The organism is Shewanella sp. 10N.286.52.A9 (assembly GCF_041468985.1).
Lineage (GTDB): Bacteria > Pseudomonadota > Gammaproteobacteria > Enterobacterales > Shewanellaceae > Shewanella > Shewanella japonica.
In genome coordinates this window covers 200,685-216,265 of the sequence record NZ_JBFRJQ010000011.1, presented here as the reverse complement: position 1 = coordinate 216,265, position 15,581 = coordinate 200,685, and the positions used below count along the sequence as shown (strand labels likewise).

Below are 15,581 nucleotides of genomic sequence, written 5' to 3'. Positions count from 1 at the left end.
ACATGAACACTATCAATATGGATTTTAGCCAACGCGTCGTGGTAAATACTCATGAGCTGAATTGGGATAAAAGCCCAGCTAAAGGCGTTTGGCGTAAACGTTTGGCTCGCGAGGAAGCCGAGCGAGGTCATGCTACCAGTGTGGTTAAGTATGATGCTGGCGCAAGTTTTAAATCTCACCCACACCCATTAGGTGAAGAAATCTTTGTATTGTCAGGGGTATTTTCAGATGAAACTGGTGACTATCCTGCTGGCACGTATATTCGCAACCCTGAAGGTTTTAGTCATGCCCCTTTTAGCGAGCAAGGTTGTGAGTTATTAGTAAAGTTACATCAATTTTTACCAAGTGATAAAGAGCAAGTCAGAGTTGATACTCGTAATACTGATTGGCTACCTGGCCAAGGCGAATTACAGGTCATGCCGTTGCATCAACATTTAACTGAATCTACCGCTTTAGTCTTTTGGCCAGCGGGATGTCAATTTCAGCCCCACCGTCATTTTGGCGGAGAAGAAATATACGTGATTAGCGGTGAATTTATCGATGAGCATGGACGGTATCCTGCTGGAAGTTGGATTAGAAGCCCGCATTTAAGCCAGCATAATCCGTATGTTGAACAAGACACTGTTATTCTAGTTAAAGTTGGTCATTTAAACGCTGATGAATAAGAAAATGTTTCAGTTGACCTTGTTATAGCCTCCTTTTAAGCTGCAGTTAATTCAATGATGAATACAATGAAGTTAACCTACTTTATAAGGAAGCGTTAATGCATCAAGCAGAGTTAGTCCGTTTTATTAGCGGTATTGATCGCCAAGAAGAGCGCCGTTTTGAAGATACAATGGCGATCATCGACATGTATTATGAGTTTACTCCGACTGCATTTAGTAATGGTCAGCAGCAAAACAGTGCAGAACAAAACTTAGGATCTTGCAAAGTGTTTTCATTTGCAATGCGACATCAATTGTCGGAATCGCAAACGCTTAAGCTTTTCGGCCAATACTACCAAGATGTGTTAGCCACGCCTCAAGGTGCGGATCATCAGAATATTCGGCAGTTTATGCAACATGGATGGGCTGGTATTTGTTTTACTGGAACGCCGCTGCTTTTGAAAAGCTAATCATAGAAAAGCTAATTACTGAAAAACTTGTTAGTTTAAAAACTAATTTTGTTGACTCATAATAGGCTTTGACTATTTAAGACGTTAACTATTTAAGGCTTTAACTATTTAAGACTTTGAAAGTTAGAGCCTTAATAGATTAACGTAAAAGTAACGCAAGATAATGCCAGTTATTTTATATAAGTCATTTTGACTGCTCAGCCTAGTTAAAAGCCTTCCACTCCAGCCATGTCAGGCAGATGGTGCGCAATCCCTTTATGACAATCAATACAGGTCTGCTCAACACTTTCTAAGTAGGTTGAATGCATTTTTGCTGCCCGCTCAGATTGTCGGGTGAAATCCATATAATCAAATTCATGACAATTTCTGCATTCTAATGAATTATTTGCTTTTAAACGGCGCCACTCATGTTCGGCAAGTTCACGTCGTTTAGCTTCAAACTTCTCCGGTGTATTAATCGAGCCGACAAGGTGCGCCCAAATCTCTTTAGATGCTTGCATTTTACGGGCAATTTTATCGGTCCATTTATGAGGGACATGGCAATCATGACAAGTGGCTCGCACGCCGCTACGATTGGTGTAATGAATCGTGGGCTTCATTTCTTCATAAACATTTTGATGACAACTACTACAAAATTCCTCAGTGCTCGACATTTCAAGGGCAGTGTTAAAGGCTCCCCAGAATATGATCCCTGCAATAAATCCACCGATAACTAAAAAACCTAAACTGAAATGCACACTGGGCTTTTTAATTGTCTGCCAAACGGTGTTAAGTAACATCTTGAGTTTTTGCATGGTTTCACCCTGTTGATAATGACGGTGTCACTATATAGCTGAACGTTGAATCACGATTGAGTATAAAAGTGACTGAGATACCAACTGGTTAATACCAGTGCATGATTACTGCTTAATGTTGTAAAGATAGCAGTAAAGTGAAAATTAACTAGGTGACATGAAGGTTTTACCTAATTGATTAATTTTTATACGTTGTGAAGTTCAAAATAGATCGAACAATATGTTGCCAAAGTTGACCGTTTTTTGAACTTGTGACTATTATTATCTTTAATTAGTGATTGCTGAACTTAGTTGTTAGACGAGTGCAGCAGAGGCCAAAGTCTACAAATAGATGCAGAACTGACTTCGACATTTTGGTTAATTATTGAAAAGGATATTCTATGAACAACAGGTTAATTGTCACACTCGCAGCGAGTGGTTTATTGCTACATACATGTGGGGTGACAGCGGCAGTATCAGATCAGGTTATTAGCGAGCAAAGAGCAAAACTTGCAAGTCAAACTCAAGGACAGGGCTTTGGTCCGCAATCGCCGAGAGATCTCAATAATGTCAAAGGCAATAATCCCATTCACTTTAGCGCAGCTCCAAGTTATAGCCAGATGAATCTGTGTAATATTCATTTTCATAAAAATGCAGAGCATTCAGGTGGCGAGTTTACGACTTATGCGGGTAATGGAGATGGCAAAGGGTATCAGTCAGGTTATAAATACAATGGTGTTTTAACTGACAAAGAAATGATGCAAACACGTATGGCTGTATGTCCAAGTAAAAATGGTGGGTTAAACGCAGGTGATACTATCGAGCTACATTATGTTCATTCAACTGCACAGGTCACTCCAGGAGAAAGTTTGGCTGCTTGCATGAATGAAGCCATTGCTAACCCGCAGTTGAGAGTTGAAACCCAAGTCTTTGTGCTTGTTGGGGGCGGTCAAGGTTTAGACTTTAATCAGTTGACGAAAGTTGAACAAGCACAAGGCAAATACCAAGCGATTAATATGCTCAACAATATGGGCGAACCAATTGAATATAGTGGTTCGACAACAGGGCCGGGTTATAACGAAAAAGGATCGCCATTGCAGGTTTCTTGGCGTGTTAGGCCAAAGGTGGCTAAGGTCAATATCGACTCTGTGGGCCAATGGTGTCGTGGGAATGAGTTTAAAGAAGACCATGCTCATGGCGTGAGGAATTTGGTTATTAATCCTGCTTTGTTATCAAATATTAACTAAGTTTCTGATAAAAAATAAAATATAGTGTATTCACGCCATATGGTTAATGCGTGTGAACTGATTTTTAGCAATAATTAAGGCGCCATATGGCGCCTTAATTATTGCTTGATAAAATCAAAACTTGTGGTGGCTAATCAGCCATTAATGCAGATAAACGAATTTGATATAAATTGCCTTTACCGTTCTCAATACGAGTAAAAAATAAGTAGTTACCATCGGGAGAAATAATCGGCGTAAACTCATGATCTGCTGTGTTAACTTTATCGCCTAAGCTTTTAGCGACTGTCCACTCATTACCCACGAGGTGTGAGATATAAAGATCGCCTTTTCCTAAACTGTCTTGACGATCTTTTATACTGAATACGATGGTTTTTCCATCGCGTGAGACTGCTGAGTCACCAATATTACCGTTCACGCCATAAATATGGCTTGGTAAAGGTTCTGGTGTCGTAAATCCATTGCCCTTAGGCTGAGCAACAAACATATGTCGGCCATTGTCCCTAAATGAAGGAAAGTAAAGCTCGCCTTTGTCTGTCAGTGATGGATATAGATCGGCGGCATCTGAATTGATATCGAGATACTCAGGTTGCTGCCATTGATCATTTTTCCACGTTGAGCGCCATATATTGACTTCTTTTGCTTCCTCTTTCTCACCCTTTAATGGCCTTTTAGACACAAAGTATAGCTGTGAGTAATCAGCACTGTAATAAGGATCGGCATCTAAGTATTCGCCTGATATCGCTAGTGGTGTAGGGGATTGCCAGTTACCTGAATCAAATGAAGACTGCATCATAGTGCAATGGCTAAAATCATCATTGCAACGGGCAAAAATGACATTATCGCCAGATTGATTAAACACGGTATTAATTTCAAAGTGCTCAGTTGTTGAAATCACCCCTGGAGCGAACTCCACGGCTTTATTGGCTGCAGCTTCATTATGATAGGCTGGATTGGCAAATACTGAGGTGGACACTATGGTTATACAAGTTGTGATTATTATTGGTTTTATCATGACTCGCCTTTGTTATTCATTTTATATAAGCAAATGTGTAGCTGAATTAGCTATTATTTTTGAGTAAGCGGATTACTTTTGGGCAAAGAGAATACAAGGCTTTGATTTATTAATCTACACTTTTGTGAATTAAGATTCACTTTTATTGTTGCTTTGTCGATTGTAGATGTCAGAGCATCTATTCATATATGGGGTTGTGCCACAAAACTTGATTAGATTTTTCAGTTCTAAATAGCTGGTTTTTATAGGGGGGCGCTTCATTGAACCTTGTTGTCGACTTGAGTCTACTTGAAATCAATTTAACCGACTTGCTCTAATTGAATTGGCTAAATCACTCTACTGAGTTGTCGATTAACTGGCATTGATCAAAAAGCGCTAGTAGCCAGAACTTCTAGCGCTTTTAATATTCATGAGCTTGGGGGATCACCTAAGCATCTGCTTACTGTGATTAAAAGGGCGCATAACGATCAAAGCTTGCTATTGGCGTAGTCCAACGCTGTTTTGCATCGTGTTGGGTATTATTGATACCTTGCATGGGAATTTGGCCATTGTCACCGTATAACCACAATACCATATTAGTACGTTCACCACTGATGATAGGCTGCGCTGCATGAGGTACATGACCTCGATGGATCAACGCTATGCCAGACTCGAATACTTGTTCAACTATTTTACCAGTATTGGCATCGTAAAAATTAACGCCAGATCCAGTAAAATGCTCCTCACGCAAGTTGAGGTTGATATTCAGTGTGACGGAAGATGCATCCGAATGCATACGCAACGAGGTATCTTTATTGGGCTGATACTGAATTGAAAACCCAAATGTTTGCGTGTCGTAGCCAGTGACTTCTGGAAATAACAAGCGTGCAATAGGGCGCATGTAGTTATCTAACAGACTGCGATAAAAGTGCTGAAATTCTGGCGCTGCGAGATACCCTTCAGAGCGAGGATCTAACATTGCTCCTCCGCGGTTGAGCACTATGCCATATGGAGGTCGTAATGGGATCTCAGCATCGGCCGCTTTAGTTAAAAAATCGCGCAATATAGCAAGTTTTTCAGGCGCAAACAGCTGGAAGCTAAACACACCTGGCGCTACTTCATGCAGGAGTTCACGAACGGCTTTTTCCTTGCTGGGATCTTGCCATGCTTGAGTAACAGCCTCGCGCAGTTTGCTATCGAGCAAAGCATCATTGAGCGGTAACAGATTAGTCTGTTCGCTCGCTGCCCATTCATGCCAAGCCTCACTGAACAATTCGGTATTGTCATCCCAAAACTGCTGTACAGAAGGCGAGCGTTGAAGCATGTCTTCTCGAGAAGGTAGGCTTATGGCGCGAGCGCGCTGTAATTGATTAGGTCGCATAATATTCATTCCTTGGGTGAATCTTTCATGAGTCCAAATCTAGTACAGTTGGTTTTTGAGATAAATATCATCAGCAATGAAACAGAATCAAGGATTTGTATATAGTTGAAAGCTGTCTTATTTAGAACTAAACGAGCCAGAAGGGAAGGAATTGTTCATGGGCTAGGGGTACTCATTGAGATAATTGCTTCAATAAAACAATAAAACGTGCCCTAGGCGTTATCTATTCCTTAATCATCTGTAAACAAACTGTCATAATAGTTACCACTGTTTTGTTATGGGGATAATAATATCTACATCGTTTTTTATCTTCTGAAGAAACAGCGACGTTGATAATTAATAACAATGATACCTACAAGGACTGAATATGAAACGCTTGCTTGCCCTGATACTGCTTTGTCAGGCTCCTGTTGTTGCAGCAAATGATATGACTTCAAATGATATAGTGCATTGGCAAGATAATAGCCTGTCTTACCTTTATGGCGATAACTTTAAAGTTAACCCACAAATTCAGCAAACTATTACTTATGAGCACGCAAGTGGTTGGAATGTTGGTGACTTATTTATGTTTGTCGACTTCACTAAATATAACGGTGAAGAAGATTTCCTAAACGGTAAGAACACCTATTACGGCGAGTTTAGTCCGCGTTTTAGCTTCAGTAAAATGCTAGATAAACCCGTAGAAGCTGGCATGATTAAAGATGTCTTACTGGCAACAACTATAGAGTTTGGTGAAGGTGATGTTGAGTCATTTTTAATTGGTGCGGGGATAGATTTAGCCATTCCAGGGTTCGATTTTTTCCAACTCAATATGTACAAACGTTTGCCCGATGGGCGCGATGGTGACACTTGGCAAATTACCCCAGTTTGGAAGATGAGTTGGCCAGTTGGCGAGTCGACGATTGTGTTTGATGGCTTTATTGATTGGGTGGTTGATTCTGATGGCAGTTACGAAAAAAACATCCATTTTAACCCGCAGCTTAAATATGATTTAGGTAAACAAGTCGGCATGCGAGATAGCGCGTTATTCGTGGGTATTGAGTATGACTATTGGAAGAATAAATACGGCATTAAAAGCAGTTCAGGATTTAATACCGATCAAAGCGTGACTAATTTATTGGTGAAGTATCACTTCTAATGCTTTAATTGAACGTAATATAAGCAACTTTTCTGCTTGTAGATATGAACAATTAACAAGTGAATATATGGCTTTATTCGTTTGATAAGGAGACGTGATGAAATACTCAATGAGCGATCTCATCTACCAAGGTGAGAAAGCAGGCGTACATAACTGGAATACGGTTTCGGGTAATTCTTTTTATTGGCATCCTGATTGGTTGCATATTGCTGAAGATATGACAGGCCATAAGGCGACAGCTAAAATTGAAACCACTGCAAAAGTCGCGACTCAGCAACAAGCACAAGACACCATAGTCAAGCATCTTAATAAGTAAACAAGCCTTCATTTAAACCAAAAGCAGCCAAACTGTAGTCAGGCTGCTTTTTTATAAAACAACAAAAGTGATTTTGTTATTAAGTCGTTTGTCGCTTGCTAACGATTGAAATATTAACCACTTTGCTTCTATTTGTTTGCGGCTTTTTATTTTGCTGCAATAAGTGTGGTTTTACGGTAATCAAACTGCTGATTTACTTGTTGAACTTCGCTGGCAGTAAGCTGAGCCTGATTGATTTTCTTGTCGTCAGATATAACAAACTTATTCAGTTTATAGTTCACAAAGTCTGCGACGTATACCACACCATTATCGTAGCCTGCTACAGCATTAACTTTTTGCATGGCAGTGCAGTCATTACATTCAATAACGCTATTTTCAGCTAATACGCTTCCACTGAACACACACATCACTGTGACAAGTGCCTTTAAAGGTAACTTATTCATAGACATCTCCTTTTCATTATCATGACTGATATCACTTATATATAAAATGTGATCCAAATCACATTTAGGTTATGGGAGTTACCAGGTGATGTCTAGTCTGTTGAAATAAAAAGTTAACAATAGGTTTGCTAAACTTAGCCGAAAAGAGAGTTCGAATATAAGCAGATTGAGTCGTTTACTTGATAATATTGAACAGGGTTAGTCTTTATGAAGAATAGATAAACGTGGCAGAGCAGCCACGTTTATTAGAGTGATTTAAGCCAGCGCCGACAGTCGTGTAATGACTTAGATGTTAAATGTAGCTGTGATTTGGTTTACGACTGTATCGTTGCTGGAAATTAAACGGGCTCATTTTTAAGGTACGTATAGCATCCACCCAGCCAACGACCATTGGCACCAATGTCCAACAGAATAAAAGATATACACTTCCTTTTAGGTGCTGCCCCAAGTAAAACTTATGCAGGCCAAATCCACCTAGTACAAAACCAAAGAGTATTGCGAGTTTTTGATTTTTAATACGAATATCAGGGTCTACTCCACTAAGCGCATCTAATCCTTGAGCAGCTTGGCAATGTGGACAAGTGATAATGTTCAGGTCAATATTGTTACTGCATTGAGGGCAGGTTACGTCTTGCATCACTAACTCCAATAGTCAAAATTGCTGTTGGCTTATTATGGGTACAAGTGTTCGCTGAAAGTAGGTGCATACTTCACAGAATTAAAATAAAAGCTAAAAATACATAAAATGATACAAATATCGCCAATGGATGCATAAGGATGATGCTTTAACCGAGAGACATCACAACTCTAATGTAAAACTGTGCAAAGTTGTCCCGTGGCTATTTGAATTAAATAGTGAACTATTTAAAATCAATTACGTAACAATTCGACAAAATAATAAATGAAAATGGACTTCCCATTAATGAAAAGACGTTTTACCAAGGTCGCTGTGGCAACTTCGATAGTCATTTTATCTGCTTGCAGCTCTTCCTCATATCTGGACGAACCTTTGGTGACGCCGCAACTTCCAGCGTCTTGGCACACTGATGCTGAATCGTTAAAAGATAATCAAAGCTGGGTGACGCCGATTGCAACAGATCAATTACTCGAATTTATCAGTATTGGCCTAAATACCAACCAAGAATTGATTCAGTTAGCACTTGAAGTGGAGGTCAAAAAGCAGCAACTCAATGTCAGTGACTCCAGCTTTTGGCCGGAACTTAATTTGTCCGCTAATAGTGGTCGTAGTGGTGACAGTGATGACTCAACCAGTTTCAATAACCTGAGCTTAGACCTAAGTTATGAGTTGGATATTTGGGGCAAATTATCTGACAATGCTAGAGCCTCTAAACTCAATTTACTTACAGCGGAAGCCAATTACCAACAAGCAAGAGATGCCTTGGTAGCTGACGTCGTTATTGCATACTACAAGGTGGTAACCTCAGCTGAGTTAGTGAAGTTATTTGAACGCCGAACTGAAAATGCCAAGTTAAACTTTGAGATTATTGAGTCAGGATATTTACAGGGATTGAACGAATCTCTTGATGTCTACCTGACGCAAAATGAATATCACAGTGAAAAATCCAATCTGTTATCCCAACGAAGCCAGCATAACCAAGATATCCGAACCCTAGAAAGGTTACTGGGCGGATATCCTGCGGGTAAATTGCTCATTGATGAAAAGCTGCCATTACTGCCTCAAGGGATCAAGATTGGTGTGCCAAGTGAGTTAGTTAAACGCAAGCCAGAATTACAAGCTGCGTGGTATCAGCTGTTATCTCAAGACGCCTTAGTAGCATATACCCAAAAACAACGTTATCCAGCCCTTCGCTTAGGTGCTGATATTGGCACGTCCAGCAGCGACATTGCTAACTTACTGAGCGGTGATTACAGCTCGTGGTCAGTCTTTGGTGGCATTACCGCGCCGATATTTAATGCGGGTCGATTAGCGTCGCAAACTGAACAACAAAAACTGAAATTGAAGCAACAAGAGCAGCAGTATCTAAGTACCTTATTTAACGCCTTCGAAGTGGTTGAAAATAACTTAGATTTAGATGCAAGTTTACAGCAACAATATCGCTCAACGTTAAAGGCTCAGGAGAACGCGCTACAAGCTGAAACTTTGTCTTTTGAGCAATATCAAAGCGGACTTGTGAGCTACACGACTGTGTTAGACGCTCAGAACCGTGCTTTTGTCGCGCAAAGCTCAGTCATCAGTTTAAAAAATCAAATCATTGCCAACCGTATTGGATTGCACCTTGCTTTAGGTGGCGATCTGGATGCGAGTGTTACAGAAGAAGAATAATATGATGAACAAGAAATACCTTATCCCTGTTGGCATAATTGCTGTAGCTGTGATTGCTATTGCGACGATTACATTTAACCCGCCTTCAACCAAACGTGGCAAGCCGATGGCAATAGCACCGATGTCGGTTGAAACATTAACGTTAACACCACAAGATTATCAAATTCAGGTGAGCAGTTTTGGTGTGGTTAAACCTAGAACCCAAAGCTCTTTGGTTACTCAAGCATCAGGGCAAATCCTGACCATTAGCCCTAATTTCCGTGAGGGTGGTTTTTTTGAAAAAGATGAAGTGCTGGTGCAACTTGATGATCGAGATTACCAAGCAGAAGTGAAAATTGCCGAAGCAGGGTTATTACTTGCAAGGCAGCAATTGTTGGAAGAGCAAGCCCGAACCAATCAAGCTTTAGTCGATTGGCAACGTCTCAGTAATGGCCGTGAGCCAACCGCATTGGTGTTGCGTGAGCCACAACTTGCCGCAGCAAGAGCGGCAATGTTGTCAAACCAAGCATCACTTGAAAAAGCCAACCTTGCGCTTGAGCGTACCCAAGTTGTCGCACCGTTTTCTGGCCGTATTTTAGAAAAGCATGTCGATGTCGGCCGTGTTGTTTCAACCAATGCACAACTTGCGACAATTTATGCAACCGATTATGTAGAAATTCGCCTACCGATCAATAACAGCGATTTGGCCTTAGTCGAATTGCCTGAGCAAGGTAAGTCAGTGGTGGCTAAAGTTTCTTTTGAGTCTGATTTAATTGGACTACAAAAATGGGAAGGACAGCTGATCCGTACTGAAGGTGCGATTGATAGTAACTCACAGCAGCTTTATGTTGTAGCGCAAATCGATGACCCATTTGATTATCAAAGTAATCAAAAAATGCCATTGAAAATTGGCCAATACCTAACAGCAAACATTGCAGGTAAAAAGCTAAGTCAGGTGTTAGTTATTCCTACGAAATCGATTTATCAGGGCTCTTATGTTTATGTAGTCAATGATGGCGTGTTATTACGTAAAGACGTCTCAATCAGATGGCAAAATAGTCAAGACTCAGTTGTGAGAGCGGGGCTTAATAATGGCGACGAATTAGTCACCACTTCACTTGGTCAAGTCAGCTCTGGTACTCCTGTTACGATAATGGGCTCTGAGCCAACAACAAGCCGCCCTCAAGGTGGACCTAAAGCTAACCTTGATGGAAAGCGCCGCCCTAAACCTGACGGCAAACACAACAAACCAGCAGCGAAAGAGGGGGCACAACCATGATTGCTTGGTTTGCTAAAAATCATGTCGCAGCCAACCTATTAATGCTGATGCTGCTGGTATTGGGGTTAGGTTCACTATCGACTCGCATTCCTCTTGAAGTATTCCCAACGGTTGAATCTGAACGCGTTTCGGTCAGCATCTCGCTGCGTGGTGCAACGCCTGAAGATGTTGAGAAGGGTGTTACTATTCGAGTTGAAGAAGCTGTACAAGATCTCGAAGGTATCGAGAAAATTACTTCAAGCTCATCAGAATCATCTTCGCAAGTGACCATTGAAGTGGAAAGTGGTTATGATCCTCGTGAGATGTTGGCAGATATTAAAAGCCGAGTCGATGCGATTAATACTTTTCCTGCCGATGCAGAAAAGCCGGTTATTGCGTTGGCCCAACGTAAGCGTGAAGTGATTGCTGTCACGGTAACGGGTAAGTACAGTGAAAAAGAAACCCTTGAATTTGCCGAAGTCGTGCGTGATGAGTTATTACGTCTTGAAGGTGTTACCCAACTAGATTTAAGCGGAGTACGTAACTATGAAGTGTCATTAGCCTTATCGCAAAACAAGTTACGTCAATACAACCTAACGTTGAGCGAAGTATCAAAAGCCATTAATGCCTCCAGTACCGATATCTCTGCTGGTAACCTAAAAACCCAAGGCGGTGACATTTTACTTCGCTCAAAAGGCCAAGCTTATTATAAAGATGAGTTTGCCAATATTGCGATTAAATCAGCTGCCGATGGCACGATTATCCGCTTAGGCGATGTCGCTGATGTGGATGATGGCTTTGAAGAAACCCCAGTAAGAACAAGATTTAATGGCCAGCAAGCAGCATTTATTGATGTTTACCGTATTGGCCAGCAAAGCGCTATTGATGTGGCTGATAAAGTCAAAGGGTACATTGACTCACGACAAGCGACATTGCCAGAAGGCTATGGCTTAAGTTACTGGGATGATGATTCTGAAATCGTTAAAAACCGTATTGCAACCTTAACTGGTAGTGCGTTGCAAGGCGGTATATTGGTGCTGTTATTACTGACCTTGTTCTTACGCCCATCAATTGCCATTTGGGTGTTTATTGGTATCCCTGTGTCATTTATGGGGGCCTTCATTTTTATGCCATTTTTTGGCGTATCTCTAAATGTCATGAGCTTGTTTGGGTTTATTTTAGTGCTGGGGATTGTGGTGGATGACGCCATTGTGACTGGTGAAAATATATATACCCACTTAAAGACAGCACCAAGTGGCGAGCAGGCCGCAATTTTAGGTACTCAAGAAGTTGCAGCGCCTGTTACCTTCGGGATTTTAACCACTGTCACCGCCTTTTTACCTATGTTGTTTATTGAAGGCACACGTGGGGCGATATTTGGGCAGATTGCCATCGTGGTGATCCCCGTATTACTGTTCTCATTAATTGAGTCTAAGTTTGTATTACCAGCTCATTTAAAACACATTAAGTTGCGAAGTGAGAAAGAAAAATACAATCGATTTGAGATTTTTCAGCAGAAGTTTGCCGATGGGTTTGAGCGTGCGATTATTCAATTTTATCAACCCTTCTTGCGTGTTGCTCTAAAACATAAGACAGCAACTTTGAGTTTGTTTTTAAGTGTATTGTTAGTCATAGCTGCATTGTTAGCAACGGGCTGGACTAAGTTTACTTTCTTTCCACGTATACCAAGTGAAACTGTGCGACTGAGTCTGACGATGCCTGCAGGCACACCATTTGAAGTGACCAATGCGCATATTATTGCTATTGCCGCCAAAGCTGAGGCATTGCAGGAAAAGTATCGCGATGAAGACACCGGCGAAAGCGTCATTATTAATATTTTAGCCACAACAGGTGGCCGAGGTGGTACTTCAAATGCCGGTAGTGTTCGTTTTGAAATGACCCCTGCTGAAAAGCGTGAGTCTGATATCACATCTCGAGAGCTGTTAACCGAGTGGCGAAAGAGTGTGGGTGAAATCCCTGGGGCAGAGTCGATGACCTATCGTGCTGAAATTGGCCGTAGTTCAGATCCAATTGATGTACAGCTCAGCGCAAACTCATTAGAGACGTTAAGCGAAATTGCAGATCAGGTTAAAGAACACCTCAAAACCTACCCAACAGTATTTGATATCGCAGATAGTTTATCTAATGGTAAAGAAGAGCTGTTAATTGAGCTAACAGAGCAAGGTAAAGCACTCGGATTGACTCGCCAAGAAGTGTCAAGCCAAGTGAGAAATTTCTATTTTGGCTCTGAAGTGCAGCGCATCCAGCGTGGTCGTGATGATGTTCGGGTGATGCTACGTTTACCATTAAATGAACGCCAATCACTAGACGATTTGAAAAAAGTATTGATTACCACAAGCCAAGGTACGCAGGTTCCTCTTGGCCACGTGGCTAAAATGACCTCGGGTAAAAGTCCTTCTAGCATAAGACGTATCGATCGCTATCGCGTGCTCAATGTGACTGCTGATGTTGATAAAGACAATACCAACATGACCGTACTACAAGCCGACCTCAAAGTATTTCTTGATGGTTTAGTGCAGCAGTACCCTGGCGTAAGGCATTCACTTGAAGGCGAAGCGCGTGAGCAGCGTGACAGCTTTGGCTCGCTCCAATGGGGCTTAGTATTTGTGCTGTTTATGATTTATAGCTTACTTGCGATACCGTTTAAGTCATACATTCAGCCGCTAATTGTTATGAGCGTCATTCCATTTGGCTTGATTGGCGCGGTGTTAGGCCATTGGTTTATGGGTTCACCACTGACGATTTTCAGCATATTAGGTATGTTGGCGCTGGTTGGGGTCGTGGTGAATGACTCATTGGTACTGGTGGACTTTATTAATAAGAAACGTGCCCAAGGGATGGAAATCGCAGAGGCGGTATTAACCGCTGGAGCTAAACGTTTCAGACCGGTTATGTTGACCAGTTTAACCACGTTTATTGGGTTAATGCCTTTGCTACTAGAGAAATCGACTCAGGCTCAGTTCTTAATCCCAATGGCTATTTCATTAGGTTTCGGGATTATATTCGCCACCTTTATCACCTTGATATTAGTGCCAGTAAACTACCTTGTAGTTGAACGTATAAAAGGTAACAAAGTCGATATTAGTCACTTTGATAGGTCCTTAGGTGACACCTTTGGAATGGCGAAAAGTTAGTAAAGCAATGAATACAGGGAAGGGTTAAAGCCAATTGCTTTAACCCTTTTTGTTTATGTGATTATCAATCGCGAAAGGCCATGCCTAGGTGCTAACAAGCATGGGCTTTGCCATTTAGTTTTTTTTTATCAATTGTGTAATGTATGTACTGAAAACCGTGTCTTAGGTTAATTCAGTTGTTCTTTATCTAAACCATGAGCATCACGGCTTATTTTATTAAAGGTAATATCAATGGCTTTAACGTTATTTTATGCTCCAGGAGCTTGCTCTGGTGTCACAATTAATGCGATCCAAGAATTGGGGCTAGAGTGTGATTTTAAGCGAATTAATCTTGCTTCTGGCGAACAAAAGTCGCCAGAGTATTTACAAATTAACCCTTTCGGCAAGGTGCCTGCGCTGGTAACCGAAGGTAAGTTATTAACTGAAAATCCAGCTATTTTACTGTATTTAAATAGTTTGGTTCCAGGCTCTAAATTACTGCCAGAAACTGAAGATGAATATCAAAAGTGTGTATATGCTTCAGATTTAATGTGGTTTTCCAGTACCGTTCACCCATCTGTGCGTCATGTCTGTATGCCCGCATATTACACCGTTAGTAAAGATGTCTGTGATGTCGTAGCCAGTGGCCGTAATATGTTAACCAGTCATTTTGAGAAGGCTGAAAAAAGGTTGAAAGCGTCAAATTGGTGGTACGGAGAACAATGGTCAATTGTCGATGTATATCTGCATTGGTGCTACACAAGAGCGTTAAGAGGCGGTTTTTCTTTGGATGATTTTCCTGCGCTTTTAGCACATCAAAAAAGAGTAGAGTCAAAGCCAAGCTTTCAGCGCCGCTTAGCTATAGAGCAAAGCCTGTAAGGCTATTTCATTTCAAACGACATTTGCGAGTGCTATGAGGAATTATGTTCACTCATTTCTTGTCTGACACGCACTTGTTGTAATAGAAGCCGTGATGCTTCTTGTTATAGAAAGCCGTGATGCTTCTTGTTATAGAAAGCCGTGACGCTTCAATCATTCTGGGGTTAAGGGGAATAGTGCGAATCCCCTTAACACCCCCGCATTACCCTGATGTACTAGTTATCCTCTATGTACTTTGAAAATAGCTAACGCACCCGATGTGGCATTGGTTTTGTTTAAATATGGCCTTGCGACTAAGGTAAGTCGTGGCGCTTCGCCCACACCAGACCAAAAGGGTGTGAACTGCAACACCCTCTTGGAACACCCCGCAGCCCCGACGAAGTATTGTTCCTCATGCTTATTTAAGTGCATTGACTACCGCCTCAGATTCGCCATCCATGGCTCTCTCTGAGGCTATGTCGGCGTCCTGCCTCCATCACGTCAATTCAATTAACGCATTCGGACACTTCCAACGGGGATTCGTCAGACTCTGATCCCACTTATTGAATTCGTAGGTAGCCCTCAGACTCTGACCCATTTACTCATCAGTAATCACTAACGTCTCATAAAAGACGATTAATTAA

14 protein-coding genes are annotated in these 15,581 nt (G+C 41.4%); 9 read left to right on the top strand and 5 right to left on the bottom strand.

Annotation, left to right across the window (positions count from 1 at the left end):
* The first annotated feature begins 2 nt into the window (after nt 1-2).
* Complete coding sequence (locus AB4128_RS10635) at nt 3-665, top strand: cupin domain-containing protein (protein ID WP_055026416.1); 663 nt, start codon at nt 3-5, stop codon at nt 663-665.
* 98 nt (nt 666-763) lie between these two features.
* Nucleotides 764-1,114, top strand: a complete 351-nt coding sequence (locus tag AB4128_RS10630) for a HopJ type III effector protein (protein WP_372037617.1) — start codon at nt 764-766, stop codon at nt 1,112-1,114.
* Between the two features lie 206 nt (nt 1,115-1,320).
* Here the strand turns inward: AB4128_RS10630 and AB4128_RS10625 are convergent, their stop codons facing one another.
* A complete protein-coding gene (locus tag AB4128_RS10625) occupies nt 1,321-1,908 on the bottom strand; it encodes a NapC/NirT family cytochrome c (protein ID WP_372037616.1) in 588 nt (195 codons plus the stop codon).
* 380 nt (nt 1,909-2,288) lie between these two features.
* On the opposite strand from AB4128_RS10625, the gene AB4128_RS10620 reads away from it, so the two are divergent.
* A complete protein-coding gene (locus AB4128_RS10620) occupies nt 2,289-3,134 on the top strand; it encodes a delta-class carbonic anhydrase (protein WP_372037615.1) in 846 nt (281 codons plus the stop codon).
* Nucleotides 3,135-3,264: 130 nt separating this feature from the next.
* Here the strand turns inward: AB4128_RS10620 and AB4128_RS10615 are convergent, their stop codons facing one another.
* The gene (locus tag AB4128_RS10615) at nt 3,265-4,146 is read right to left on the bottom strand and encodes a PD40 domain-containing protein (RefSeq protein WP_055026412.1); all 882 of its coding nucleotides are present in this window, start codon (nt 4,144-4,146) and stop codon (nt 3,265-3,267) included.
* Between the two features lie 448 nt (nt 4,147-4,594).
* Nucleotides 4,595-5,506, bottom strand: a complete 912-nt coding sequence (locus tag AB4128_RS10610; RefSeq protein WP_372037614.1) for a 2OG-Fe(II) oxygenase — start codon at nt 5,504-5,506, stop codon at nt 4,595-4,597.
* Between the two features lie 367 nt (nt 5,507-5,873).
* On the opposite strand from AB4128_RS10610, the gene AB4128_RS10605 reads away from it, so the two are divergent.
* Both AB4128_RS10605 and AB4128_RS10600 read left to right on the top strand, forming a co-directional pair.
* Nucleotides 5,874-6,644: a hypothetical protein gene (locus AB4128_RS10605; protein ID WP_080916481.1), complete on the top strand. Its 771-nt coding sequence runs from the start codon at nt 5,874-5,876 to the stop codon at nt 6,642-6,644.
* Nucleotides 6,645-6,741: 97 nt separating this feature from the next.
* Nucleotides 6,742-6,960 (top strand): hypothetical protein, encoded by a 219-nt coding sequence (locus AB4128_RS10600; RefSeq protein WP_055026409.1) that lies wholly within the window; start codon nt 6,742-6,744, stop codon nt 6,958-6,960.
* A gap of 146 nt (nt 6,961-7,106) precedes the next feature.
* Here the strand turns inward: AB4128_RS10600 and AB4128_RS10595 are convergent, their stop codons facing one another.
* On the bottom strand, nt 7,107-7,403 hold the full coding sequence (locus AB4128_RS10595; protein WP_372037612.1) for a hypothetical protein: 297 nt from the start codon (nt 7,401-7,403) through the stop codon (nt 7,107-7,109).
* Nucleotides 7,404-7,695: 292 nt separating this feature from the next.
* Entirely contained in the window at nt 7,696-8,040 is a 345-nt protein-coding gene (locus tag AB4128_RS10590; RefSeq protein WP_055026407.1) for a TM2 domain-containing protein, read from the bottom strand.
* Between the two features lie 285 nt (nt 8,041-8,325).
* Here AB4128_RS10590 and AB4128_RS10585 point away from each other — a divergent pair, with 285 nt between their 5' ends.
* The 4 genes from AB4128_RS10585 to AB4128_RS10570 all read left to right on the top strand — a co-directional run bounded on the left by AB4128_RS10585 (nt 8,326) and on the right by AB4128_RS10570 (nt 14,958).
* The gene (locus AB4128_RS10585) at nt 8,326-9,708 is read left to right on the top strand and encodes a TolC family protein (RefSeq protein WP_372037611.1); all 1,383 of its coding nucleotides are present in this window, start codon (nt 8,326-8,328) and stop codon (nt 9,706-9,708) included.
* A gap of 1 nt (nt 9,709) precedes the next feature.
* Nucleotides 9,710-10,966, top strand: coding sequence for an efflux RND transporter periplasmic adaptor subunit (locus AB4128_RS10580; RefSeq protein WP_372037610.1), 1,257 nt, complete (start codon nt 9,710-9,712; stop codon nt 10,964-10,966).
* Nucleotides 10,963-14,100, top strand: a complete 3,138-nt coding sequence (locus AB4128_RS10575; RefSeq protein ID WP_372037609.1) for an efflux RND transporter permease subunit — start codon at nt 10,963-10,965, stop codon at nt 14,098-14,100. Before AB4128_RS10580 ends, AB4128_RS10575 begins: the two co-directional genes overlap by 4 nt.
* Before the next feature lie 231 nt (nt 14,101-14,331).
* Nucleotides 14,332-14,958: a glutathione S-transferase family protein gene (locus AB4128_RS10570; protein WP_372037608.1), complete on the top strand. Its 627-nt coding sequence runs from the start codon at nt 14,332-14,334 to the stop codon at nt 14,956-14,958.
* Nucleotides 14,959-15,581 lie beyond the last annotated feature (623 nt).